We start from the raw sequence: 24,044 nt of genomic DNA on the forward strand, positions 1-24,044 counted from the left end.
ATGCGGCCATGCGCAGCGCCGGCACCTTCCCCATCCTCGACCACGACGACGACCCGGACGACCTCATCCACGTGGCCCAGCGGGCGCAGGAGCGGGTCGACCTACCGCCGCGGGCGGTGCTCACGCTGCTGGGGGAGGTGTCCGAACGCTACGCCGAGGAGAACGGGTACGAGCTCGTCGATGAGGTCGAGACGATCATGCGCAGGCACCCGATCCGGGTGGGCGTCCACGGCGGCGTCGAGGTCGCGCTCGTCGAGATCCCCCTCGGCGGACCGGCGGCGGTCATCATGCTCGAGCACCTCCTCATGAGCGGGGTGCGTGAGGCGGTCGCCGTGGGCTCCTGCGGCGGCCTGACCCACTTCGAGGAGGGCGCGTTCGTGCTGCCCACGCGGGCACTGCGCGCCGAGGGGACCTCCTACCACTACCTGCCGGCACAGGAGTGGGTCGACACCGACCCCGCGTTGCGCCAGGCGTGCGCCCGTGCCGTCGAGGCGGCCGGTCTGCACCACGTCGAGGTCGCCACGTGGACGACCGACGCCTTCTACCGCGAGACCCGGGCCACCCTCGCGGCCCGTCTCGAGCAGGGCTGCCAGGTCGTCGAGATGGAATGCGCCTCGCTCGCCGCCTGCGCGCAGTACCGCGGTGCCTCCTTCGCGCAGATCCTCTACACGGCCGACACCCTCGCCGAGGAGGACTGGGACGCACGGCGATTCGGGAGCGACGCCCGCGAGGTCGGGCTCACCCTCGCCCTCGACGCGGTGACCGGCGTGACGTCGGCGTCCGGGGGTCAGGCGCAGCGATGACGGATCGCGTCATGAAAACGTCACGAACCGGGGCGTAGAACTGGGGGTACTCGTCCGTCGCGTCGGCAGGCCGCGACGTCGAGGTCGTGGATCCCCCGGGGGAGGCACGGCTGGTCAGGCCCTTCGCCACGAAGGGGCGCCACGTTCGTCGGTCCCGGCGCAGCTCAGGGGAGTGCCGGGACCGACGTGTGCCCACGGGGAGGGTGACAATGGGGGGCGTGCGAGTGCTCCTGGTGGAGGACGACCTGGATCTCCGGTCGTCGGTGGCCGCGGTGTTGCGGCGACAGGCCTACGCGGTCGACGAGGCGGGGTCGATCGCGGAGGCCGACGAACGCCTCGCCGTGCACTCCTACGACATCGCGATCCTCGACCGGGCGCTCCCCGACGGTGACGCGGCCGATCTGCTGCGCGAGGCGCGGGCGGCGGGCTGGACCGCGCCCGTCCTGTTCCTGTCGGCGCGGGCCGACATCCACGACCGCGTCCGTGGACTCGACGCCGGGGGCGATGACTACCTCGTCAAACCGTTCGCCATGGAAGAACTGCTCGCCCGGCTGCGCTCGCTCACGCGCCGGCCGCAGGTGACCACGGAACGGCTCTCGCTCGCCGACGTCGAGATCGACCCCGCCCGCGTGGAGGCGACCCGAGCGGGCCGGCCGATCCTGCTGACCCCCAAGGAGTTCGGCCTCCTCGCCTACCTCGTGCGGCACACCGGACGTGTCGTGTCGCGCACCGAACTCCTCGAGCACTGCTGGGACGAGTACGCCGACCCCAGCAGCAACGTCGTCGATGTGCGGATCCGGTTGCTGCGCAGCAAACTCGGCAACCCCGCCCTCATCCACACGGTGCGTGGCGCGGGGTTCATCGCGGAGCGCCGCGCATGAAGGTGTCGGGTCGGCCTCCGGCGCCCGGCGAGGTGCTCCAGGGGCTGCGGGTGCGGCTCACCGCGGTCTTCTTCCTCGTGGCCCTCGTGGCGTTCACGCTCTTCGTCCTGGCCCTGTCGGTGCGCGACGTCGAGCATCACGCCCGGTGGATGGACACCCTCCTGCGCGGTGAGGCCTCGCGTGCCGCCGCGTTGATCTACGTGGATTCCAGCGGTCGGGTGACGACGGAGGCGCTGCAGCAGGACCACGTCGGCACCCAGGCGTCGGGCCTGTTCGTCCTCGAGCAACAAGGCGAGAATTTCGTCGAGGTCTTCGCCTCGGGCCGGTCGATCGACGGGGAGTGGCAGGGGTTCGCGCGGACGTGCCTGGCCGCGGCGCCCGAGGTCGGGGCGTTCGCCGACATCGGCGGTGAACGCGTCGCCGGGATGCCGTGGTGGGGAGACACCGGCGATCCGCATCCGGCGGGGTGCGCCATGGCGCTCGCGTCGCGGGCCGGCCTCCTGCATTCGCACGTCACGCTGCCCGCGATGCTGGGGTCGGGTCTGCTGTTGGTCCTGCTCTCCGCGATCGTCTGGTGGACCGCCGGACGCAGCATGCGCGTGGCCGAATCCGCGCTCGACGACCGCGAACGGTTCCTCGCGACCGCCGCGCACGAGATGCGGGGACCACTGGCCGGGATCCGCCTGGCGGCCGAACTCGCCCTGAGGTCACTGCCGCCGGATCACCCGGAGCCGGCGCGGCAGTTGCGGAGCCTGCTGGCCACGGCCGACCGCGCGGGCCGGGTCGCCTCCAACCTGCTGCTCGCCACCCGGATCGATCACGCCGAGGTGCCGGTCCAGGCGCCCCCGGTCCGGCTCGACGAGCTCGCGTTCGAGGTGGAGACGGCGATCGACGGGGTGGTCGTCGACGTCACCGAACGTGTCGAGATCACCGGCGATGCGATGTTGCTCCGGCTGGCGATGACCAACCTCGCGGACAACGCCCTGCGCCACGGTCGCTCGCGCGGGCAGGGAGCCGACGTCCTGCTCACCGTCGCGCGGCGCGCCGATCACGACGTCGTGCGGGTGGCCGACGACGGACCCGGGTTTCCCGCCGGGCTCGACGTCACCGAGCCCTACGTCTCGGGTGCGACCGGTGGCAACGGGCTGGGGTTGCCGCTGGTGCGGTGGATCGCGCGACGGCACGGTGCGGTGCTGTGGACCGGGTCGGCCGACGGCGAGGGCGGGATGCGCGGCGCCGCGGTGGAGCTCCGCTTCCCGCGGGATGTTGCGCAACGCACGTCGACGACCGAGCGCGGGCGCGCTCGCTGGTGGCGGTCCTGAGATCGCCGTCGTAGCAGGCTCGCTCGGGCGGTCCGACGCACGTCGCCGGAGATGGGCCTGTGCTCGGCCGCCGCGGCGACGGGCCGGGCCGCTCAGGACGAGGGGTTCGCGGCCGATGTGTCGGTCGAGTGTCCTGCCGGGCACCCCTGCCACCGGATGACGGAAGGTCACGACATGGATGTCGCCGCGCTCGCCCAGACGATCCTCAGTTCGAGGACGGCTGCGGCGTACCAGGACGCCCAGGTGTCGATGCTGAAGAAGACGATGGACACCCAGAAGGCGGCCGCCTCGCAGCTGCTGGAGACCATGACGCTGCCGCTCGCCACCGACGGCAACCTCGGCCGCAACGTCAACACCTACGCCTGACCTCGGCCCGGAGAGCAGAGGGGTCGGCCTCCCGGCACACAGCGCCCGCGGAGTGCCGGGCACGAGCGCGTCGGATAGCGTCGTCCGGGTGAGCAACGACGCCGATGGCCTGGACGATTTCTACGCGCAGATCGCGCACGCCGAGCCGTTGGTCATCGCGCAACTCGGGCAGAGCCTGGACGGGTTCATCGCGAGCCGCACCGGCGATGCCGAGTTCGTCACCGGTGAGGGCGATCACCGTCATCTGCACATCCTGCGGTCCCTGGTCGACGCCGTGGTCGTCGGCGCGACCACGGTCATCGCGGACGACTGCCGCCTCACCGTCCGTCACGTCCCGCTGCGCGGCCCCCGCCCGACGCGCGTGATCCTCGATCCGCGAGGCCGAGTACCCGCTACTGCGCACCTGTTGACCAGCGACGATGCGCCGACCCTGTGGATCGTGGGCCGCCGCGCCGAGGTGCCGCGCGGACTCCCGTCCCACGTGGACGTGCTGCGGATGGAGGTCGACGCCGCGCTGGCGCCGGCCGACGTCGTCGCCGAACTCTCCGAGCGGGGGTTGCGCCGGATCCTCGTCGAGGGCGGCGGCAGGCTGGTGTCGGCCTTCGTCGAGGCAGGTCTGATCGATCGGCTCTACGTAACGACGGCGCCGCTGCTCATCGGCGACGGCGTTCCGGGACTTCGGTTCACGGGCGCGGACGCGCTCAGCGATGCGCTGCGGGGTCCGTCGCGCCGGCTGATCCTCGGTGAGGACGTCTGTACCGAACTCGTCCTGCGATGAGCACCAGCGCGCCGGGCAGCACCGAGGCCAGGGCCAGCAGGCCGTAGGCGACCGAGGTCGTGAACCCGGCCGATCCGTCGAGTCCGGCCAGTCCGTAGGCGAGGACGGCGACACCCTCCCGCGGGCCCCACCCGCCGACGTTGAGGGGGATCGACATGCCCGCGAGGACCAGCGACCCGACGACGACCGTCTGCAGCGGCGGGAGGGGCGGGCTCACCCCGGCGGCGGCGAGTCCGCCTGCGGCGAGCGCGAAGAGGCCGAGGTAGGCGAGCCAGCCGACGATCGACCACGCCACGCAGGCCACCACGGCGGTGGCGGGCAGGGCCCGCATCGAGTACCCGGCCACGCCGGCGACGATCAGGGTGATGACGAGCAGGGCGGCGGCGAGGTCGGCGCGTCCGAGGCTCGCGACCGATCCTGCGGCGGCGAGCGTGACCACCGCTGTGCCGCACAGCCGTTCACCGACCACCGAGCCGATCCCCGTGCCCCAGTCGTCGCGGGCCCGACCCCGGCGGAACGCGCGCAGCGCATCGCCGGCGAGGCCACCGGGCAGCACGGCGTTGAGGAACGCGGCCTCCAGGCACCGGGAGATCGCCTCGGTGCGGCTCATGCGGTCGCCGAGCCCGGCGGCCACCGCACGCCAGCGCAGCCCCTGCGCGAGGCCACCCACGAGACCGAGCGCCACGGCACCCGCGACGGTCCCGGGGTGAAGGACCGCGCCGGCGGCGGTGGCGGCTCCCGTGCCGAACAGCCGGATCAGCCAGGCGAGCACACCGATCGCCACGGCGATCTGCAGTGCGACGAGCCAGGGACGTCGCCGTCCCGGGCCGTTCACCGCGGGAGGACGAGCAGATCGACGTGGCCGACGACGACGGCGAGCCTGCCCTCGCGACACTGGTCGAGGCGGCGCTCGAGCCACCGCCGACCCCGCTCGGCGAGCGTCGGCTCCTGCTCGACGGCGGCCGCGACCCGGTCGGTCAAATAGCGCTCGATCAGGTCGGCGTCGCTCGTGGTGAGCCGCCACGGCGTCGCGGCCTCGACGACCTCGGCGCCGGCCTCACGCAACCGCCCCGCGAGGTGGGCGGCCGCCGTCGATCCCGCGATGTCCTCCCGCTGCTGGTGCGCCTCGAACGCGGCGCCGATGGTCTCGTCGTCCTCGTCGGCGGGGGCGAGGGTGACCGTCCCGTCGACGGTGAGGCTGAACAGCGCGGGCACCGACCGGTCGACGATGACGCGCGCCAGGTCGTCGAGTTGGGCCGGGGTGAGCAGGTCCAGGAGCGCGGAGCAGGTGAGGACGGTCGTCCCGTCGGCGTCGGTGAGGAGGTCGGGCAGGTCTTCGATCCCCCCGTGGACGCGGTTTCCCTGGGCCGCGGTCTCGGGGTGGTGCAGCAGGTCGGGGTCGTGGTCGAGCAGTGTCCACCGCGTAGGGAACGGGAGCCGCTGGGCCAGCCATGCCTGGTTGGCGCCGGTGCCTGCGCCGAGGTCGATGACGTGCACGGGCCTGCCGGGGCGTGCCTCCGGGCGTTCCTGCAGCGCGCGCCACAGCCGGGATCCGAGCCGCTGGGTGCCCTCCCGGGCCGCTTCGTCGGCCGGTCGGCGCAGGGTCAGCCAGTCGGCGGCGATCGGGCGGGGCAGGGCGGAAGGCTCGTGGTGACTCATGGAAGCTCCGTCAGGGGTGGTGGCGGGAGGGCGTCGGGCCGAAGAGGATCTCGGCGGGGGTGGTCCAGCCTCGCAGGTGGGGCCGTCGGCGCAGGGCGAGGGTCTTCCAGGTCGGGTCCGACAGGACCGTGTCCAGCGCGAGGGCCAGGGCCCGCGGATCCCTCGCGTCGACGGCGATCCCCGGGTCGGGGCCCGGTCCGTCGCCGAGCGCCTCGACCGCGCCGGTGCCGGCGGCGACGACCACGGGGACGCCCCGGGCCAGCGCCTCGGTGACGACGAGCCCGTACGTCTCGGCCAGGGACGGCAGGACGAGCACGTCGGCGGAGTCCCACAGCTCCTCCAGCGCGGCGCCGCCGACCTCACCCGGCCGGCTCACGCGGTCGGCGACACCGGCGGTGACCAGGGCGGATTCGACGTCGGCGACGGTGTCGTGGTCACCGTCGGGGCCGGCGAACACCGCGGTCCACGACCGGTGGCCCATCAGCCCCAACGCCTCGGCGAGCACCCGGTGGTTCTTGCGCGGCACGATCGCGGCCAGGCACAGGACCAGCGGCGGGGTGCTGCCGTTCGACTCGGGGGCCGGCCGGGCGCCCGGCGCGGCCACGATGACGTCCTCGCGGCCGTAGCGCTGCGCGAGGTCGGCCGCGGCGGTGCGGCTCGTGGCCACCACGCGCGAGCAGGCGAGGACGGCTGCGCGTTCGCGACGCGCCAGGTCCTCCCGGCGGGCGGGTGACAGACCGGTCTCGTCGGGCAGGGGCAGGTGGATGAGGAGGGTGATGCGCGTGCCGGCGCGTTCGGCCGCGTCCAGCACCTCGGGGTGGGCGGCTCCCGCGAGCCCGTCGACCACCGCGGAGGCACACCCGGCCAGGGCACTCGCCAGCGTGGTGGCCGTGCCGGGTCCGTCCGGCCAGTCGCCGGGCAGTCGCACGTGGTCGGCGGCCTCCCCTGAGTCCCCCGAGCGCGCCTCGAGCACCGCCCGGTTGTACACGTGCCCCCCGCTGACGACCTCGGACGCGGGGGAGATGAACGTCGTCACCGCAGGTCGCGGGTGTAGGAGGCCCAGGCGTCCGGGTGTTCGCGCAACACCACCTCGAGCGTCGTCAGGCCCTCGTCGGTGACCCGCTCGGCGAGTTCGTCGGCGATGTGCCGGGCGATCACCTCCGTCGTCGAGAAGCGGCCGGCGAAGGCGGGGTGTTCGTCGAGGTTGCGATACGTGAGGTCGGCGATCACCTCGGCCAGGGCTCCACCGGCGGCGCCGATGTCGAGGACGACGCCGTGCTCGTCGAGTTCGGCGCGGCTCCAGGTGGCCTCGACCACGAGCGTGGCGCCGTGCATCTGCTGGGCCGGACCGAAGAACGGGTCGGGCAGGCTGTGGGCGATCATCAGGTGGTCACGAACCGTGAGGCGGAACAACGGATCTCCTCGGGCGCTGGGATGGCTGCGGGGGTGATGCGGGCAGTGGGCTCAGTCTGTCGTGGTGTGGTCGACGACGTGGCAGATCGCGCGCAGTCGTCCGTGCGCGATGTCATCCATGGTGGCCGGGAGCTCCGCGAACGGGACAGGACCCGTCAGCAGGGCGTCGAAGGCAGGATCGGCCAGGCACCGCAGCGCGAGGGCCATGCGGTCGCCGAAGGTCCGACGCACCCGGCGGGCGTCGCTGACCATGCCGACCTGGCTCGAGCGGATCCGCAGACGCCGCGCGTGGAAGTCCAGGCCGAGCGGGACCTGCGGGTCGGACGTGCCGTACCAGGACATCTCGATGACCTCGCCCTCGTCGCCGAGGAGTTCGAGGGAGCGGGCGAGCCCGGCCTGGGTGGACGAGCAGTGGAACACCAGATCGCAGCCGCCGAGATCGCCCTGGTCGGTGCGCTCCGGATCGACCCACGCCACCCCCAGACGCGCGGCGAGTTCGCCGACGGCCGGGTCGGGGTCCAGGAGGTGGAGCCGGTCGAGGGGAAGCTGCGCAGCAGGATGGCGACCGAGGCGCCGATCATGCCGCCCCCGACCACGGCGATGCGGTCACCGAGCCGCGGACCCGCGTCCCACAGGGCGTTGACCGCGGTCTCGACGGCGCCGGCGAGCACCGCGCGGTCGGTGGGGACCTCGTCGGGGATCGGGGTCAGGGCGCCCGTGTCGACGACGTACCGGTCGACGTGCGGGTAGAGGCAGAACACGCGACGTCCGAGGAGATCGGCGGGGTTCGAGCCCTGTCCGTCGTCGTCGGCGGCCGGTCCGACCGCCTCGACCTCACCGACCGACAGGTAGCCGTAACAGACCTCGCCGGGGAGGTCGCCGCGCTGGAACGGGGCGCGCATGAGGTCGCGCACCGGCGCGGGTACCCGCCCCAGATGCACCAGGGACTCGGTGCCTCTGCTGATCCCCGAACGCAGGGTGCGTACACGCGCCTGACCGGGACCGGGATCACCGACCGACTCCTCACGGAGCTCGCCCCGGCCGCCGGGAAGGGTCCAATAGGATCGGCTCCACATGAAACGGATTCTCGCCGGTCGCTGGCGGCCCCGCGAGTTCGCGCCCCTGACGGCCGCGATCGCGGTGGCCGGGGCCGGTGTGGCCGGTCCGGGCCGTCGGGTGCTCGGTGCCGTGGTGGGCGCGGTGGTGCCGTCAATCGTGGCTCTCTCGGTGAGTCGCCGTGCAGCGCCCGGGAGTTCACCCGCCGATGCCATCACGTTCGTGCGGGCCGGGCTCGCCGGATGTGCGTGCGCGGCCGCGCTGGCGCCCCCCACCGCGAGCGAGGGGCTGCGGACCTGGGCCGTCGCGGGTTTCGCGATCCCGGCGCTGGCCCTGGACGCGGTCGACGGCCCGGTGGCGCGGGCGACCGGCACCGATAGCCCGGCCGGTGCCCGCCTCGACATGCAGACCGACGCCGCCGCCCTGTTCATGCTCTCGACCGTCGCGACGCGCGTCGTCACCCCGTGGGCCGCGGGCATCGGGGCCGCGCGGTACGTGTTCGTGGCCGGATCTCTCCTCCGCCCGGCCTGGGCGGGGGAGTTGCCGCCGAGCAGGCGGCGCAGGGCTGTCGCCGGTCTGCAGGGCGTGGTCCTGTCCGTGGCACTGGCGCCCGTGGTGCCCCTGCCGATCGCGCGCGGCCTCGTCATCGGAGGTGCGATCGCCCTCGCCGGGTCGTTCGGGCGCGACATCTGGCTCCTGGAGCGTCGCGTGGCTCGGCAGGCAGGGTCGACGCGGGGCGGGTGGGCCGAGCGGGGCGAGTGGGCCGCATGGCTCCGCCGGCATCGCGACGACGACTCCTCTCGCGCCGCAACCGCCGGTGAGAGGCGGCGGTCTCGGCGAGAGGGGCGGGTCGTCTCGGAGCGACGAACGACTGTCGGTGTCGTCGCCTAGGCTGCGGCCGTGGTGTTCATCGCGTTCGAGGGCGGAGACGGGGCCGGCAAGTCCACGCAGGTGGCGAGGCTGGCGGCCCGGTTGCGTGAGCGTGGCCACGAGGTGGTGACCACGCGCGAGCCAGGTGGTACCGAGCTCGGTGCCGTCATCCGCGAGCAACTGCTGCACGGCGCGCAGGTGGGCCCCCGTGCCGAGGCGTTGCTCTTCGCGGCCGACCGGGCCCACCACGTCGACACCCTCATCCGCCCGGCGCTGGAGCGTGGCGCCGTGGTCCTCACCGACCGGTACGTCGACTCCTCCGTCGCCTACCAGGGGGCCGGGCGTGATCTGGACGCCGCCGAGGTGGCCTCGCTGTCGGCCTGGGCCACCGGGGGCTGGTGCCCGACCTCACGGTGCTGCTCGACGTCAGCCCGCAGACGGGGCGCAGACGGCGCAGCGGCCGAGCGGCGGACCGCATGGAGACCGAGGCCGAGGCGTTCCACGAGCGGGTGCGCCGCCACTTCCTCGACCTGGCGGAGGCTGCTCCCGAGCGTTACCTCGTGCTCGACGCGTCATCAGCGAAGGCCGATCTCGCGTCGCAGATCGCCGGGCGCGTGGAGGCCGTGCTCCCGGCGGGGGTGAGGCCGTGAGCGTCTGGGACGACCTGGTCGGACAGAACCAGACGGTCACCACTCTCGACCGCGCGGTCCGCGACCCCGCCTCGATGACGCACGCCTGGTTGCTCACCGGGCCGCCCGGCTCGGGCCGGTCGACGGCGGCGCGGGCGTTCGCCGCGGCCCTCAACTGCCCCGATCACGGCTGCGGCACGTGCCGTGAGTGCACGACGAGCCTGGACGGCACCCACGCCGACGTCACGGTCGTCGCCACCGAGGGTCTCTCGATCCGCGTCGAGGACGCCCGCGAGTTGGTCGTCGAGGCGGCACACCGCCCCTCGGTCGGGCGGTACCGCGTCGTCATCGTCGAAGACGCCGACCGGCTCACCGAGCGCGCCGCGGACGCGCTGCTCAAGGCCCTCGAAGAGCCCTCCGAGCGCACCGTGTGGGTGCTGTGCGCGCCCTCCCACGAGGACGTCATCGTCACCATCCGCAGCCGCAGCCGCCACGTGCGCCTGCGTACTCCGCCTGCCAAGGCCGTCGCCGACCTCCTCGTGCGGCGCGACGGCGTCGACCCGGCGATGGCGATGTACGCCGCCCGTGCCGCGCAGAGCCACATCGGCCTCGCCCGGCGACTCGCGCGCGACGACGACGCCCGGCGTAGGCGTCGCGAGGTCGTGCAGATGACCGGCCGCATCCGTTCGGTGCCCGACGCCATCGGAGCCGCCGCCGATCTCGCGGCGATCGCGACCGAGGAGTCCGGCGCCTCCTCCAGCGAACGGGACGCCGCCGAGCGGGCCCGGCTGCTGGAGACCCTCGGCGCCGACGCGGGCGCGCGCACCCAGCCGCCGCACGTGCGCGCGCAGATCGCCACGTTGGAGAAGGAGCAGAAGACGCGGGCCACCCGGTTCGCCCGCGACGTGGTCGACCGCGCCCTCATCGACCTGCTGTCGGTCTACCGAGACGCGCTCGTGGTGCGGTTCGGCGCCCGCGTCGAGCTCGTCAACGAGGACGCCCGCGCCGAGGTCGACGCGCTCGCCCGAGCCATGAGCGCCGACGACCTCCTGGCCGCGATGACGGCGATCGGCACGGCGCGCACCCGCATCGAGGCCAACGTCCCACTCCTGCTGGCGCTGGAGGCGATGGCGGTGTCGCTACGGCTGCAGCGTCGCTGAGTCTCGTCCTGAATACGGGCGCGCGCGCCGGGAGCGACCGCCCGGTCGCGCAGGTACGGTGAGTGCCGAGGCGCCGCATCGCGTGCGCGCACTGCATGGAGTCACACAGGAAGGGATCGATGTGGGTCGTGTCCAGGCTGGGAGGCGTCGTTCCCGCACGGCCGTCGCGATGACGTTGGCGACGATGATCGTCGTCGGGGGCTGCTCCGTGCAGGCGCCCGCCGAGGGTGGCGCGAGCGGAACTGCGCCGGCCACGGCACCACCCGCCGGGCAGGAGGCTCTGTCGAAGTTCTACTCCCAGAAGTTGAGCTGGGAGGGCTGTGGCCCCGCCGGTGAGGCGAAGGCCGAGTGTGCCTGGGTCGAGGTGCCGGTGGACTACGACGAGCCCGACGGCGAGACCATCAAGTTGCGGGCACTCAAGGTGGCGGCGACGGGCAAGTCGCAGGGATCCTTGCTGGTCAACCCCGGTGGCCCCGGTGGTTCCGCCGTGGAGTACGCCCGGGCGGCCGACCTGGTGGTCTCCCCGTCCATCCGCCGGAGCTTCGACGTCATCGGTCTCGACCCGCGTGGGGTGGGGGAGTCGAACCCGATCGAGTGCTTCGGGGAGGAGCGGATGGACGAGATGCTCTCCCTCGATCCCACGCCGGACGATCAGCAGGAGGCCGACAAGGCCCGCACGGTCGCGCGGGAGTTCGGCCAGGCCTGCCAGCAGAAGCACCCCGATCTGTTGCCGCACCTGTCGACGGTCGAGGCGGCCAAGGACATGGACGTCATGCGGGGGGCGCTCGGCGAGGAGAAGCTGACCTACCTCGGCAAGTCCTACGGCACGTTCCTCGGCGCCACGTACGCCGAGCTGTTCCCGCAGCGTGCGGGGCGGTTGGTGCTCGACGGGGCGATCGCGCCGGAGCTGTCCAACGACGAACTCAACCTGGGTCAGGCCGTCGGGTTCGAGACCGCGACGCGGGCCTACGTGCAGGCGTGCGTGTCCGAGGGGACTGCCCGCTGGGCAAGGACGTCGACAAGGGCATGCAGCAGATGCGGGATCTGCTCGAGAGCATCGACAAGAAGCCGCTGCCGGTGACCGACGACGCCCGCGTCACCGAACTCACCGAGGGGTGGGCGGGCACCGGATTCGCGCGGGCCATGTACGACCAGAGCTCTTGGGACGGACTCACCGACGCGGTACGGGCGGCGCAGAAGGGTGACGGGTCGCAGTTGTTCCAGCTGGCCCGCGAGTACGCCGACCGCGACGAGTCGGGCAACTATCACGGCAACATCATGCAGGTGATCTCGGCGGTCAACTGCCTGGATCGGCCGGCCGAGAAGCCGAGCGAGGCCGAGCTGAAGGCGCGGCTGGAGAAGTTCGAGAAGGCCTCGCCCACGTGGGGTGAGTCGATGGCCCAGTCCGGTGTGACGTGCGAGGAGTGGCCGGTCAGGTCCGACAGCAAACCGGCCGAGATCCAGGCTCCGGGCAGTGGACCGATCGTCGTCATCGGCACGACCCGCGACCCGGCGACGCCGTACGAGTGGGCGCAGAAGCTCGCCGGTCAGTTGGAGGACGGACGCCTCATCACCTTCGACGGCGACGGACACACCGCCTACATGCGCAGCAACGACTGCGTCGACAAGGCCGTCGACACCTTCTTCTCCAAGGGCGAGGCGCCCAAGGACGGACTCTCGTGCTGAGGCGCCGCTGACACCCCCGTCGCCGGTGGGCGCGACAGGTGGGATCGATGCGCGTACCGCCGCAGGTGGGCGCGGGTTTTTGGCAGGCGCAGGGGCTTTGCTATCCTCGGTGAGTCCCGCTGCGCGGGGCGACGCCGCTTTAGCTCAGTCGGCCAGAGCGATTCACTCGTAATGAATAGGTCGTCGGTTCGATTCCGACAAGCGGCTCAGATGACGCCTCCGATCTCCGGTCGGGGGCGTTTCTGCTGCTCAGGAGGTTGTCGCGGTGTGCAGGGGAGGTTGCAGCTAGCCCCGACCCCAAGCCGCTGCGGGAGGCCGACATTGGCTTGGTGGACGCATCCTGGCCGTATGTGTGCGGACTGTCCCTCCATCTTCGTCCGGGCCGGGTACCGAGGATGGAGGTCGGCTGTGCCGAGGATTCCCCGACCGCGACGGCCATGGTTGTCATGCCTGTCCGCCGATGCGATCCAGGGCGGCGACGGTGTCGAGCTCGTCGTCGTACAGGTGGGCGTAGGTGCGTGGGGTCGTCGTGATCGACTCGTGCCCCATCGCCTTCTGAATCCACCGGCCGTGCACGTGCTCAGAGTGGATCCCCCCGAAGAAGGGGCGATGATGACTCGGTGGCCGCAGAGTCCGCTGCGGCAGCGGCCCCCTTAGAGAACTTCAACTTGACTCTGCCATTCAGCCTGGCCTCCTTGAGGGATTGGCGAACGGCTTTCGCGACCTGCGCGGCCTCCTTGCCTGCCCCGTCGATTCCCACGATGAGCCGGTTCCGTGCAGGGTCCGTCTGAACTACAGAGACGAACGCGTCACCTGTGCGGAAGCCGTCCGCCCGTCCCGTAACGATACCGTAGGATTGTGTCAGTTCGGCGCTCTGCCGCGGAACTGCGGCAACTTCCTTCTCGCTTCCTGGAGTAATGTCCTCCATAGTTTTCTGCAAATCATCTGCGATGATTTCGTCGGCGGGCGGATCATTCGTAGGGTCGCTTGTTGATGCGTAAACAATTGCCGGGGGCATGGCGAGAATCAATGCCGAGGCGGCGATGACGATCGGGCGAATTCGTCTCATGACGGTCTCTCTGTGAGGTGTGCAGAAGTGACGGTGTTCGTGGAATCTACGCCCACGACGAGCAGCTGTTGTTTAGGGTTGCCTGATGTGATCGTGAATGTTGTTCGCGTGCCATTCGCGTCGGTTTGAATCCCGTCCACTGCAACAAGCTCACGGGGTGGGGTCACTCTCTCCGTGAGAGCTAACGACTGGAACGTCTCGATGCACGAATTTGCCTCGTCAGGGCAGGCGGCCTCCTGTACCCCGAGAACGGCCCAGTAGGCGAAATGAGCCGCCATCGCCACCCGCGGGGACACGTCGCTCGGGAGGTCCGTGGGGAGTGTGGGCGGTGGCGGCTCGATGGGGCCCGCTTGGCCGACGGGTGGAATCGTCGAACGAGCCGGTTCGAGAGAAGGGTTCGATTGCGTGCAGCTTGCAAGGGCCAATGCGCCGACCACCGTCAGGCTTCGACCGAGCAGGCGGACCCTAGTGGCAATCATAGAGATGCCTTCGCGCACAAGCGGTGACTGGGCTCATCCCCAATTATAGGGGTATCTCGACACAGTGTGGGTAGGGGTGCCACCAATTCGCATTCAGACCGTTATCGACCCGTCATCTTGGCCCTGTTGGATCGCCTTCTGCATGAGCTGGCCATGGGGCGACGATCTCCTCGTCTGACGTATCGACTCGTGTTGGCCCCCTGAGCTCACCGTGGCAATCGACGAGGGCCCCCAGGGGAGGGCAGGTGTGCACGCCAGCGCGCTCACGGCGGTGCTGGAGGCCACGGCCGCGCGCGAGACGCCCACCCGGGGAACTCGGAACACCGCGTCATCGCCTTGGCGACCAGGTTGCCAGACCGGTCGCTGGCCGCGGCGCCATGTTCGTACGGCTGCTACGGGGGAGGCGGACTGTGGTGGGTGCAGATTGCTTCCGACAACCCTCGTAATGAATGGGTCGTCGGTTCGATTTCGACAAGCGGCTCAGAGCAGGCCCCCGGTCACCGACCGGGGGCTTTCTGTTCGAGTCGATCATCCTCGCCGTGGCCCTGCGCGTGGATGTGGTGGCCCTGGGGGCACGCGGAACCCGGCCTTGCCCGAGAGGTAACGCAAGTATCGACGTACTCGCGGCACCCGACCGTCGTCGACATCTGGTATCGCTGCAGGTCAACCGGTTGTCGCCCCGAAAGGCGCTCCGGTCACACCGTCGAAACTGCGCTACGTCCGAGGTGCTGTGGCTGAGGGGGCTCGTGGCAGGGCGAGCGCCGCACCGCTCTGCCGAGCCGGCGGGAGGCGGCTCGGGCTCCACGCGGCACTGATCGACCCTCGGGCTTCGGGTCCCTGATGTGCCGAGGATGCTGTGGATTCTGTCCGAATCAGGCGGATCCGGCGAGGGCTGCGTCGACGGCGGCGAGTGCGTGGATCCGTGAGGTGGGGAACAGGGGAACGTCGACCTCTGGGGTGTGGTCCGGGTCGAGGAGCAGTTCGATCTCGGTGCAGCCGAGGATGATCCCTTGGGCGCCCGCCTGGATGAGGTCCGCGACGACCTCGAGGTATCGGGTACGAGACTCCTCGCGGATGACGCCGTGGCACAGTTCGTCGTAGATGACGCGGTGGACGTCGGCGCGCCCGGCGGGTTCGGGGACGAGAACCTCGAGGCCGTGACGCTCGAGACGCTGCCGGTAGAAGTCCTGCTCCATCGTGAAGGCGGTGCCGAGCAGCCCGATGGTCCTCGACCCGGCGTCGGAGACCTTCCGCGCGGTCGCGTCGGCCAGATGTAGGAGCGGCACCGACACGGCGGACTCGATGTCCGAGGCGACCTTGTGCATGGTGTTCGTGCACAACACGATCAGGTCCGCGCCCGCACGTTCGAGGGCCCGCGCCTCCTGCGCCAGGCGGCGTCCCGCCTCGTCCCAGCGTCCGCTCGCCTGCAGCGCCTCGATCTGGGCGAAGTCGACCGACACCATGACGATGTCGGCGGAATGCAACCCCCGAGCCGACTCGCCGTCGCCTCGTTGATGAGCCGGTAGTACTCCATCGTCGACTGCCAGCTCATGCCACCGAGCAACCCGATACGCCGCATGCACGAGACGCTAGAGGACAGTGCCGGTGCTCGCCGAGCCCGTCTTCTGCGTCGGCCCCGGGGCATGTCATTGACCGGCCAGCGCATTGCAAGTTAACTTTGATCGATGCTGGATGAGCCGGTCGTCGCGCCGAGTGCGCTGAAGCATGGAGTAGCGGAGAGGGACATCTTGCATGCGTATCGCAACCCTGTTCGGGTCTGGGACCTGGGCGACAACTTCACGATGATCGTCGGTCCGGACCGGACCGCAATCTTCGTGGAAGTCGGATACGTCGAAGGAGAGCAGGCGCACGTCATCGTCCACGCGATGCGTGCTCGAGAGAAGTTCCTCAGGTGATGACCATGCCCCGCACAGTCGAAGAGATCCTCGCTCACGCCGACGAGTTGGCGGCCCGCTTCGAGGAGTACGAGCCGAGCGACGCCGACGAGCTCGACGTCGGTGCCGTGATGCTGCTTCGCTCCGCGATCGCCGAGCGCTCCCAGGCAGAGCGCCACCTCATCGCTGCGGTCCGACGGGCGCGGGAGTCCGGTATGTCGTGGTCCGCCATCGGGACGTTCGTCGGCACGAGCGGCGAGGCAGCCCGCCAGAGGTATGCGTCGAAGGTCGCCTGAGGCTGCCGATCCGGGCCAGGACAGCTGGGGGCCTCGGCCTGCGCCGTGAGTGCCGTCCGGTTCAGGGCGCTCACGGGGTCGAACTACGCCTACTCTGCGTGGAGCGTCGCGTGCCGGTGGCAGTCCGTGTCAGGCATGGAGGCGCCGAACCCCACACCGCACAGTGGACCTCGGCGTTCGAACACCGGCTGGCCGACGTCGTCGGCGACGGGTGCCGATGATCCACCGGGTGGCGTTCCCTCCGTCGGGGTGTCACCTCGCCCGATCTCTGACAGGCTGACCTGGGACACCTCGAACACGAACCCCCCAGGAGCCCGCCGTGGCCGATTGCGTCGAAGTCGTCATCACCGGACCGGATGCGGAGTGGGCGGCCGACCTCGCCCGGGTTCTCGTCGAGGAGCGGTGGGCCGCGTGCGCCCACATCCTCCCCGAGATCCGCTCGGTCTATCGCTGGCAGGGGCAGATCGAGGACGCCCCCGAGGCGCGCCTGGCGCTGCACACCCGCGCCGACCTCGTCGCCGACATCGCCACCCGCGTCACCGAGCTGCACTCCTACGACGTGCCCTGCGTCATGGCGTTGCCGCTGGTCGGAGGCCTACCCGACTACCTCGAGTGGATCGCCACCGAGACCCGAACCGACTGAGACGCCAGGAGAGGGCGAGACGGTAGCGCGGGCTACTCGTCTCGCCCTCTCGTGGCGTTCGAGGTGGATCTCAGTGGGCGTGGGGGCTGGGCCAGCGGCTCGTGGTGACGTTGTTGTCCTTCGCGCGCTGGACGGCCTCGTCGATGATGCGCTCGGCGGTCTCCTTGCCGGCCCAGTGGGCGCCGACCACGGACTTGCCGGGCTCGAGGTCCTTGTACGTCTCGAAGAAGTGCTGGATCTCCAGACGGTCGAATTCGCTGACGTCCTCGAGGGTCTGGATGTGGACGATGCGCGGGTCCTTGGCGGGCACGCAGAGGATCTTGTCGTCGCCACCGGCCTCGTCACGCATGTGGAACATGCCGATGGCGCGGCACTCGATGAGCACACCCGGGAACGTGGGGGAGTCGAGCAGGACCAGGGCGTCGAGGGGGTCGCCGTCCTCGCCGAGGGTGTCCTCGATGTAGCCGTAGTCGCTCGGGTACTGGGTGGAGGTGAAGAGCATGCGGTCGAGACGGATACGGCCCGTCTCGTGATCCACCTCGTACTTGTTCCGCTGGCCCTTGGGGATCTCGACGGTGACGTCGAAGAACTTGGGCGAGGCAGCCTCGTGGCCGGTCATCTGGGAAACCCTCCTGAGGTGGCGACGTATTCTCAGCGGACAGCATGTCATGCGCGGCGCGCCTGGCGCGTCCCGATCGCGGGGGAATCACGAACACCATGACCAGACGCACACGTGGGGCGATCGCTCTCGCGACCGCGATGGTCGTGGGCGCCGGCTACGTGACTCTCGATGTCTTCGACGTCGTCCCCGGCGTGCTCACCCGCGACACGCGCGAGATCGACCCGCCGCCTCGCCCCGACCCGGACGAGGACGGAGCGATCGCCCCCACCGCCGCGAGCCCCGCGCCGCCGATGCAGGCCCTCGCCACGACCGTTCCGCCGCCGACGCAGGCGGGGCTGGCCGCGGCGCTGACGCCGGCCGTGAAAGACCCGGCGCTCGGCCCCTCGGTCGGCCTCGACGTGCGTGACGGGCTCACCGGCGAACGCCTCTGGTCCCACGATCCCGGCCGGGCGCGCACCCCGGCCTCCACCACCAAGCTCCTCACGGCCGCCGCCCTCAGCCACGCGGCCCCGGGCGAGCGCACCTTCGACACCCGTGTCGTAACCGGTGCCACACCCTCCGACGTCGTCCTCGTCGCCGGGGGAGACACGCTGCTGGCCCCGGGGACGGGAACGCCGGACGCGGTCGCCGGTCGTGCGGGACTCACCGACCTCGCGCGGCAGACCGCAGCAGCGCTGCGGCGGTCGGGGACGACGACCGTGAAGGTCCACCTCGACGACTCCTACGCCCGCGGTCCGGCGCTCGCACCCGCGTGGGCGCAGGAGGACGTCGCGCTCGGGCTCACCGGCCCGGTCGCGATGCTGGGAATGGACGACACCCGGCCCCTGCCCGGGCGCCCGGCCCCGACCGACCCGGCACTCACCGCCACCTCGCGGTTCGCGGTCGCCCTCGTCGAGGCGGGGATCGACGTGGCCGGCCGGCCGGACCGGGTCACCGCGCCGCGGGGCGCGACCGAGCTCGGCGTCGTCCACTCCGCTCCTCGCCGGGAGGTCCTGGCCCTGGCGTTGGACGAATCCGACAACGCGCTCACCGAATCCCTCGCGCGCAGCGGAGCGTCCGAGGCCGGGCTGGGTGACCTCTCGTTCCCGTCCGTGGCCTCCTGGGTCCGCGACCGGCTCACCGAGCAGCAGATCCCCACCGGCCGTGTCGCCCTCGTCGACACCAGCGGGCTCTCCCGCGCGACCCGGGTCCCCGCCTCCGTGGTCGCCGACGTCCTCGTCCTCGCGAGCACGGGGGCCTCACCGGAGTTCGCCGAGGTCGTGGCCCGGTTGCCCGTCGCCGGTCTCTCGGGAACCCTGCACGACCGGTTCCACGGCGAGAGAGCGAGATCCGCGGCCGGAATCGCCCGCGCGAAGACCGGGACGCTCACCGGGGTGCACGCCCTGGGTGGCACGGTGGTCGACGCAGACGGCAGGCTGCTCGTGTACGCGGTGCTCGTCGACCGCGCCGGGGGAACGCCCGAGGCGCGCGCGGCGTTGGACCGCCTGGTCGCGACGCTCGCCGCCTGCGGCTGCCGATGACGATGGGAAGGGTCCGCCGATGACCGACAACCGGATCGAGCCGCGCAGGTCGTTCGTCGACTGGGAACTCGCCAGAGCCACCAGCCGGCGCCTCACGCCGTCGGGGCCCAAGGTCAGCGCTGCGGAGGCCGAGCAGGCCGTCACCGAACTCCGCGCCGCCTCGGAGCGTGCGCACGGCCCCGTCGCCGAGACGGCCCGCCTGACGACGCCGCCCGACCTCCCGCCGGCGATGGTCGTGGACCGTCCCACCTGGTCCGACATCAACATCGGCTCGTTCGCCGGGTTGATGGACCCGGTCGTCGCCAAGCTCGTCGACCGCAAGGAGGGCCCGCCGATGATCGCGCCGGTCCGCAAGGTCGGCGGCGTGCTCACGGGGGTCGAGGTCGGGTCGCTGTTGTCGTTCCTGTCCGCCAAGGTCCTCGGGCAGTACGACATCGCCTACTCCGGCACGGGCGCCGACGCGCGGCTGCTGCTCGTGGCTCCCAACATCGTCGAGACCGAGCGCGCGATGGGCGTGAACCCGAGCGACTTCCGGCTCTGGGTGTGCCTGCACGAGGAGACCCACCGCGTGCAGTTCACGGCCAACCCCTGGCTGCGTCAGCACATGATCGACCGCTCCCGCGCCCTGATCGACGACCTGGCCCCCGACGTGGAGACCCTGGGCGAGCGGCTGAAGATGCTCGTCGACGGCCTCCCCGGCGCGTTCCGTGAGGGCGGTGGCGGGGTCGTCAGCCTGGTCACCACCCCCGAACAGCGCCGCCGGTTGGAGGAGGTGACCGCGGTGATGTCGCTGCTCGAGGGGCACGCCGACGTGGTCATGGACGACGTCGGACCCAAGGTCGTCCCCAGCGTGGAGGAGATCCGGGTCAAGTTCGAGAAGCGCCGCGACGGCCTGGGACCCGCCGACATCCTGCTGCGTCGCGTGCTCGGTCTCGAGGCCAAGATGCGGCAGTACCGGGAGGGCGCGGCGTTCGTGCGCGGCGTCATCGACGTGGTCGGTGTCGACGACTTCAACGCCGTCTGGACCTCGCCGGAGACCCTGCCGACGCCCGAGGAGATCGCCGAACCCCGCCGGTGGATCACGCGGGTCCACGGCTGACGTGCCCGGCCCGCACCCGGCCGTCGCCCGGACCCGGCTCGCGGTGCGAGCGGTCCTGCGCGACACCGACACCCGGGTGATCGCCGCCGTCAGCGGGGAGCGGACTCCCTCGCGCTCGCGGCGGCGATCGCGTTCGAGTGCGACGCGGCGCGGCCTGCAGGCCTGCCCGTCGAGGCGCGTGCGGTCATCGTCGATCACGGTCTGCAGCCGGAATCCGCGCGGGTCGCCGACCTCGCCGCGGCTCGCTGCCGGCGTCTCGGGCTGGATGCGGAGGTCGTGCGCGTCACGGTCGACCGGGCGGGGGCCGGAGGGCCGGAGGCGCGCGCCCGGGACGCGCGCTACGCCGCGTTGGATGAGGCCCGCCTCCGCCACTGCGCGGATGCCGTGCTCCTGGGTCACACCCGGGACGACCAGGCCGAACAGGTGCTGTTGGGGCTGGCGCGGGGCTCAGGCGCGCGGTCGCTGGCGGGGATGGCCGTCGAACGGGACGGTGTGCGGCGACCCTTCCTGCGCGTGACGCGCGAGACCACACGCAGCGCGTGCGCCGCCCAGGGGATCGAGGTGTGGGACGACCCCCACAACGACGACCCGCGCTACCTGCGCGTCCGCGCGAGACGGCTCCTCACCGCCGTCGAGCGGGAGCTCCCCGGGGTGGCCGCGGCCCTGGCCCGCAGCGCCGACCTGCTGCGCGACGACGCCGACGCCCTGGACGAGATCGCCGCCGGGGTGCGCGCGGAACTGGGGGAGTCGCCCTGGGCCGTGGCCGCCGTCGTCGACCGTCCCGTGGCCGTGCGCCGTCGGCTGTGGCGAATCCTGATCACCGAGGCCGGGGTCGCGGGCGGCGCGCTGTCCTCGACCCACCTGCGGGCCGTGGACGACCTCGCCGCCCGGTGGCACGGGCAGGGGCCGGTCGACCTCCCCGGTGGCCTGCGCGCCCGCCGGCTCGCCGACCCCCACGGATCGCCGTCGAGACGGGCGCGGACACCCGATCCCGGGACTGAACGCCCATCGGCCGGTGGCGTCGGATAGCCTCGCCGCGTCGGGATCAGCACAGACGCAGCAGGAGGACACGTGGACGCCGAGCACATGGAGGGCGACCTCGAGCGGGTACTCATCTCCGAGGAAGAGATCCTGGCGCGACTCGACGAGCTCGCCGCCGACATCTGGCGCGACTACGAGGGCAAGGACCTGCTGCTCGTCGGCGTCCTCAAGGGTGCCGTCATCGTCGTGTCCGACCTCATGCGGGCGCTGCCCGGGACCGCCCCCATGGACTGGATGGCCATCTCCTCCTACGGGTCCGGCACCAAGAGCTCGGGAGTCGTGCGCATCCTCAAGGACCTCGACACCGACATCACCGGCAAGCACGTCCTCATCATCGAGGACATCATCGACTCCGGTCTCACGCTGAGCTGGATCAAGTCCAACCTCGCCTCCCGCAACGCCGCGTCCGTCGAGATCTGCACGCTGCTGCGCAAGCCCGACGCGGTCAAGGTCGACGTCGGCGTGCGGTACGTGGGCTTCGACATCCCCAACGACTTCGTCGTCGGCTACGGCCTGGACTACGCGGAGAAGTACCGCAACCTGCGCTGCATCGGCCTGCTCGCCCCGCACGTCTACGCCTGAGGCGCACTCCGCCCCCGGGCGCGGCCCCGCCGCATCGGAGGGTTGTGGGTGCCCCGGTGTACCGTCGAACGAACGGCCGACCAGGCGGCCAGGCACGCACCCGGGACCGTCCGGGGACAGACCAGGAGGAGCGGGGTCGCCCCGAGAACCATGGACGCCAAGCGCATCGTCAAGAACCCCTTGCTCTGGGTTCTGCTCGTGTTCCTCATCGGTCTCGTCGCGCTCAACCTCGGCACCGGCGGGTCGGCCCAGCGCATCGACACCGCCCGCGCCGAGCAGCTCATCGCCGACGGCCACGTCCAGAAGGCCGTCTTCCGCGACGGCGACCGCCTCGACCTGAGCCTCACCGAACCCACCGACGTGGGCACCGGCCGGGTCACCAAAGAGGTCTACACGATGTACGTCGAGCAGCGTGCCGACGCCCTGCTCGACCAGGTCCGCGAGGCGCGTCCGTCCCAGGGGTACGACGACCACCCGCCGCAGTCGAGCTGGTTCGGGCTCCTCCTGCTCAACGTGCTGCCGCTGCTCGTGCTGTTGCTCGTCTTCTGGTTCGTCCTCAGCCGCATGCAGGGCGGCGGCAAGGTCATGCAGTTCGGCAAGTCACGGGCCAAACTCGCGAGCAAGGACAACCCCACGGTCACCTTCGCCGACGTGGCGGGCGCCCAGGAGGCCGTCGAAGAGCTGCAGGAGATCAAGGAGTTCCTCGCCGAGCCCGCCAAGTTCGCCGCCGTCGGCGCCAAGATCCCCAAGGGCGTCCTGCTGTACGGCCCGCCGGGCACGGGCAAGACGCTGCTGGCGCGGGCGGTCGCGGGCGAGGCGGGGGTGCCGTTCTACTCGATCTCCGGCTCGGACTTCGTCGAGATGTTCGTCGGTGTCGGAGCGAGCCGTGTGCGTGACCTCTTCGAGCAGGCCAAGCAGAACGCCCCGGCCATCGTCTTCGTCGACGAGATCGACGCGGTCGGTCGCCACCGCGGCGCCGGCCTGGGCGGCGGGCACGACGAGCGCGAGCAGACCCTCAACCAGTTGCTCGTCGAGATGGACGGATTCGACGTCAACGCCAACGTCATCCTCATCGCCGCCACCAACCGCCCCGACATCCTCGACCCGGCCCTGCTCCGCCCCGGCCGCTTCGACCGCCAGATCGCCGTCGAAGCCCCCGACCTCGCCGGGCGTCGCGCCATCCTCGAGGTGCACGGCACCGACAAGCCGCTGGCCGACGGCGTCGATCTGCAGGCCGTGGCGCGGCGCACCCCGGGTTCACCGGCGCCGACCTGGCCAACGTGCTCAACGAGGCGGCGCTGCTCACCGCGCGCACCGGTGCCCGCGCCATCGACGACGACGCGTTGGACGAGGCCATCGACCGCGTCGTCGCCGGGCCGCAGAAGCGCACGCGCATCATGAGCCTGGAGGAGAAGAAGCGGACCGCCTACCACGAGGGCGGGCACGCGCTCGTGGCCGCCGCGCTGCACCACACCGACCCCGTCACCAAGGTGACGATCCTGCCGCGGGGGCGCGCGCTCGGCTACACGATGGTGCTGCCCGTCGACGACAAGTACTCCTCCAGCCGCAACGAGATGCTCGACCGGCTGGCCTACCTCCTCGGCGGGCGGGTGGCCGAGGAGATGGTGTTCCACGACCCGACCTCCGGCGCGGCCGACGACATCGACAAGGCCACGGCCCTGGCACGCAAGATGATCACGCAGTTCGGCATGAGCGAGCGCGTCGGCGCCGTCAAGCTCGGTCAGGACTCCGGTGAGGTCTTCCTCGGCCGCGACATGGGGCACCAGCGCGACTACTCCGAGCACCTGGCGGGCGTCGTCGACGAGGAGATCCGGCGGCTCGTCGAGGCGGCCCACGACGAGGCCTGGCAGGTGATCTCGGAGAACCGGGACGTCCTCGACCGCCTGGTCCTCGAACTCCTCGAGACCGAGTCGATCGGCACGGCGCGGCTGGCGGAGTTGTTCGCCGACGTCGCCAAGCAGCCCCGACGCATCGTGTGGCTGAGCAGCGAGCGGCGGTCGGTGAGCGAACGTCCGCCGGTGCTCACCGAGTCCGAGCGTCGCCGACTCGCGCAGGGGCGCCCCGCTGATCCCCCCGACGATCCCGAGGACGAATCTCCTCCCACACAGATCATCCAGATACCCGGCGGTGGCCATGTCGATCCCCCAGTCGTTG

25 protein-coding genes, 1 tRNA gene and 2 pseudogenes are annotated in these 24,044 nt (G+C 71.5%); 19 read left to right on the forward strand and 9 right to left on the reverse strand.

Annotated features, from left to right (window positions below):
* Positions 1-8 precede the first annotated feature (8 nt).
* The 5 genes from QQK49_RS01870 (at position 9) to QQK49_RS01890 (ending at position 4,150) form a co-directional block, all read left to right on the forward strand.
* Positions 9-803, forward strand: coding sequence for a nucleoside phosphorylase (locus QQK49_RS01870; RefSeq protein WP_284302409.1), 795 nt, complete (start codon positions 9-11; stop codon positions 801-803).
* 209 nt (positions 804-1,012) lie between these two features.
* Entirely contained in the window at positions 1,013-1,684 is a 672-nt protein-coding gene (locus QQK49_RS01875; RefSeq protein ID WP_284302410.1) for a response regulator transcription factor, read from the forward strand.
* Positions 1,681-3,006 carry a sensor histidine kinase gene (locus QQK49_RS01880; RefSeq protein ID WP_284302411.1) on the forward strand — a complete coding sequence of 442 codons (1,326 nt, stop codon included), beginning with the start codon at positions 1,681-1,683 and terminating at the stop codon, positions 3,004-3,006. Before QQK49_RS01875 ends, QQK49_RS01880 begins: the two co-directional genes overlap by 4 nt.
* Positions 3,007-3,180: 174 nt before the next feature.
* Entirely contained in the window at positions 3,181-3,372 is a 192-nt protein-coding gene (locus QQK49_RS01885; RefSeq protein ID WP_284302412.1) for a YjfB family protein, read from the forward strand.
* Positions 3,373-3,460: 88 nt separating this feature from the next.
* Positions 3,461-4,150, forward strand: a complete 690-nt coding sequence (locus tag QQK49_RS01890; protein ID WP_284302413.1) for a RibD family protein — start codon at positions 3,461-3,463, stop codon at positions 4,148-4,150.
* On the opposite strand, the gene QQK49_RS01895 is transcribed toward QQK49_RS01890, so the two are convergent.
* From QQK49_RS01895 to QQK49_RS22530, 5 genes are read right to left on the reverse strand one after another with little or no spacing between them, the layout of a single operon-like run.
* Complete coding sequence (locus QQK49_RS01895; RefSeq protein WP_284302414.1) at positions 4,074-4,985, reverse strand: lysylphosphatidylglycerol synthase transmembrane domain-containing protein; 912 nt, start codon at positions 4,983-4,985, stop codon at positions 4,074-4,076. The two genes, QQK49_RS01890 and QQK49_RS01895, sit on opposite strands and share 77 nt — an antisense overlap.
* On the reverse strand, positions 4,982-5,809 hold the full coding sequence (locus QQK49_RS01900; protein ID WP_284302415.1) for a class I SAM-dependent methyltransferase: 828 nt from the start codon (positions 5,807-5,809) through the stop codon (positions 4,982-4,984). Before QQK49_RS01900 ends, QQK49_RS01895 begins: the two co-directional genes overlap by 4 nt.
* A 10-nt stretch (positions 5,810-5,819) precedes the next feature.
* Positions 5,820-6,845 (reverse strand): glycosyltransferase family 4 protein, encoded by a 1,026-nt coding sequence (locus QQK49_RS01905; RefSeq protein ID WP_284302416.1) that lies wholly within the window; start codon positions 6,843-6,845, stop codon positions 5,820-5,822.
* On the reverse strand, positions 6,842-7,222 hold the full coding sequence (locus tag QQK49_RS01910; protein ID WP_284302417.1) for a 6-pyruvoyl trahydropterin synthase family protein: 381 nt from the start codon (positions 7,220-7,222) through the stop codon (positions 6,842-6,844). The genes QQK49_RS01905 and QQK49_RS01910 overlap by 4 nt, the downstream gene beginning before the upstream one ends.
* Before the next feature lie 51 nt (positions 7,223-7,273).
* Positions 7,274-7,699, reverse strand: a complete 426-nt coding sequence (locus QQK49_RS22530) for an MDR/zinc-dependent alcohol dehydrogenase-like family protein (protein WP_348536051.1) — start codon at positions 7,697-7,699, stop codon at positions 7,274-7,276.
* A gap of 597 nt (positions 7,700-8,296) precedes the next feature.
* Here QQK49_RS22530 and QQK49_RS01920 point away from each other — a divergent pair.
* From QQK49_RS01920 to QQK49_RS01945, 6 genes and pseudogenes are all read left to right on the forward strand, one after another.
* Positions 8,297-9,169: a CDP-alcohol phosphatidyltransferase family protein gene (locus QQK49_RS01920; RefSeq protein ID WP_284302418.1), complete on the forward strand. Its 873-nt coding sequence runs from the start codon at positions 8,297-8,299 to the stop codon at positions 9,167-9,169.
* Positions 9,170-9,178: 9 nt separating this feature from the next.
* Positions 9,179-9,798, forward strand: a pseudogene (tmk, locus tag QQK49_RS01925) (dTMP kinase).
* Positions 9,795-10,937 (forward strand): DNA polymerase III subunit delta', encoded by a 1,143-nt coding sequence (locus QQK49_RS01930; protein ID WP_284302419.1) that lies wholly within the window; start codon positions 9,795-9,797, stop codon positions 10,935-10,937. Before tmk ends, QQK49_RS01930 begins: the two are co-directional and overlap by 4 nt.
* Before the next feature lie 169 nt (positions 10,938-11,106).
* A complete protein-coding gene (locus QQK49_RS01935; protein WP_284302420.1) occupies positions 11,107-12,018 on the forward strand; it encodes an alpha/beta fold hydrolase in 912 nt (303 codons plus the stop codon).
* Positions 11,964-12,623, forward strand: a complete 660-nt coding sequence (locus tag QQK49_RS01940; protein ID WP_284302421.1) for an alpha/beta hydrolase — start codon at positions 11,964-11,966, stop codon at positions 12,621-12,623. The genes QQK49_RS01935 and QQK49_RS01940 overlap by 55 nt, the downstream gene beginning before the upstream one ends.
* A gap of 133 nt (positions 12,624-12,756) precedes the next feature.
* Positions 12,757-12,830 (forward strand) — tRNA-Thr (locus QQK49_RS01945).
* 237 nt (positions 12,831-13,067) lie between these two features.
* Here the strand turns inward: QQK49_RS01945 and QQK49_RS01950 are convergent.
* From QQK49_RS01950 to QQK49_RS01960, 3 genes are all read right to left on the reverse strand, one after another.
* Positions 13,068-13,199 (reverse strand): hypothetical protein, encoded by a 132-nt coding sequence (locus QQK49_RS01950; RefSeq protein WP_284302422.1) that lies wholly within the window; start codon positions 13,197-13,199, stop codon positions 13,068-13,070.
* 4 nt (positions 13,200-13,203) lie between these two features.
* Complete coding sequence (locus tag QQK49_RS01955) at positions 13,204-13,692, reverse strand: hypothetical protein (protein WP_284302423.1); 489 nt, start codon at positions 13,690-13,692, stop codon at positions 13,204-13,206.
* 1,351 nt (positions 13,693-15,043) lie between these two features.
* Positions 15,044-15,655, reverse strand: coding sequence for an aspartate/glutamate racemase family protein (locus QQK49_RS01960; RefSeq protein ID WP_348536052.1), 612 nt, complete (start codon positions 15,653-15,655; stop codon positions 15,044-15,046).
* A 201-nt stretch (positions 15,656-15,856) separates the two neighbouring features.
* Here QQK49_RS01960 and QQK49_RS01965 point away from each other — a divergent pair, with 201 nt between their 5' ends.
* The 3 genes from QQK49_RS01965 to cutA all read left to right on the forward strand — a co-directional run bounded on the left by QQK49_RS01965 (position 15,857) and on the right by cutA (position 17,005).
* Complete coding sequence (locus tag QQK49_RS01965) at positions 15,857-16,087, forward strand: hypothetical protein (protein ID WP_284302424.1); 231 nt, start codon at positions 15,857-15,859, stop codon at positions 16,085-16,087.
* Between the two features lie 5 nt (positions 16,088-16,092).
* On the forward strand, positions 16,093-16,362 hold the full coding sequence (locus tag QQK49_RS01970) for a hypothetical protein (RefSeq protein ID WP_284302425.1): 270 nt from the start codon (positions 16,093-16,095) through the stop codon (positions 16,360-16,362).
* Between the two features lie 319 nt (positions 16,363-16,681).
* Positions 16,682-17,005: a divalent-cation tolerance protein CutA gene (gene cutA / locus QQK49_RS01975; protein WP_284302426.1), complete on the forward strand. Its 324-nt coding sequence runs from the start codon at positions 16,682-16,684 to the stop codon at positions 17,003-17,005.
* 70 nt (positions 17,006-17,075) lie between these two features.
* Here cutA and QQK49_RS01980 read toward each other — a convergent pair whose 3' ends face one another.
* Positions 17,076-17,624: an inorganic diphosphatase gene (locus QQK49_RS01980; protein ID WP_284302427.1), complete on the reverse strand. Its 549-nt coding sequence runs from the start codon at positions 17,622-17,624 to the stop codon at positions 17,076-17,078.
* A 98-nt stretch (positions 17,625-17,722) separates the two neighbouring features.
* Here QQK49_RS01980 and QQK49_RS01985 point away from each other — a divergent pair, with 98 nt between their 5' ends.
* The 5 genes and pseudogenes from QQK49_RS01985 to ftsH form a co-directional block, all read left to right on the forward strand.
* Positions 17,723-19,147: a D-alanyl-D-alanine carboxypeptidase/D-alanyl-D-alanine-endopeptidase gene (locus QQK49_RS01985; RefSeq protein ID WP_284302428.1), complete on the forward strand. Its 1,425-nt coding sequence runs from the start codon at positions 17,723-17,725 to the stop codon at positions 19,145-19,147.
* 19 nt (positions 19,148-19,166) lie between these two features.
* On the forward strand, positions 19,167-20,246 hold the full coding sequence (locus tag QQK49_RS01990) for a zinc-dependent metalloprotease (protein WP_284302429.1): 1,080 nt from the start codon (positions 19,167-19,169) through the stop codon (positions 20,244-20,246).
* A 126-nt stretch (positions 20,247-20,372) separates the two neighbouring features.
* A complete protein-coding gene (gene tilS, locus QQK49_RS01995) occupies positions 20,373-21,275 on the forward strand; it encodes a tRNA lysidine(34) synthetase TilS (RefSeq protein WP_284305801.1) in 903 nt (300 codons plus the stop codon).
* A gap of 42 nt (positions 21,276-21,317) precedes the next feature.
* The gene (hpt, locus tag QQK49_RS02000) at positions 21,318-21,869 is read left to right on the forward strand and encodes a hypoxanthine phosphoribosyltransferase (RefSeq protein ID WP_284302431.1); all 552 of its coding nucleotides are present in this window, start codon (positions 21,318-21,320) and stop codon (positions 21,867-21,869) included.
* Positions 21,870-22,019: 150 nt separating this feature from the next.
* A pseudogene (gene ftsH / locus QQK49_RS02005) lies at positions 22,020-24,028 on the forward strand (ATP-dependent zinc metalloprotease FtsH); the annotation flags it as partial.
* Positions 24,029-24,044: the final 16 nt, after the last annotated feature.

This window comes from Mobilicoccus caccae, assembly GCF_030161635.1.
Taxonomy (GTDB): domain Bacteria; phylum Actinomycetota; class Actinomycetes; order Actinomycetales; family Dermatophilaceae; genus Mobilicoccus; species Mobilicoccus caccae.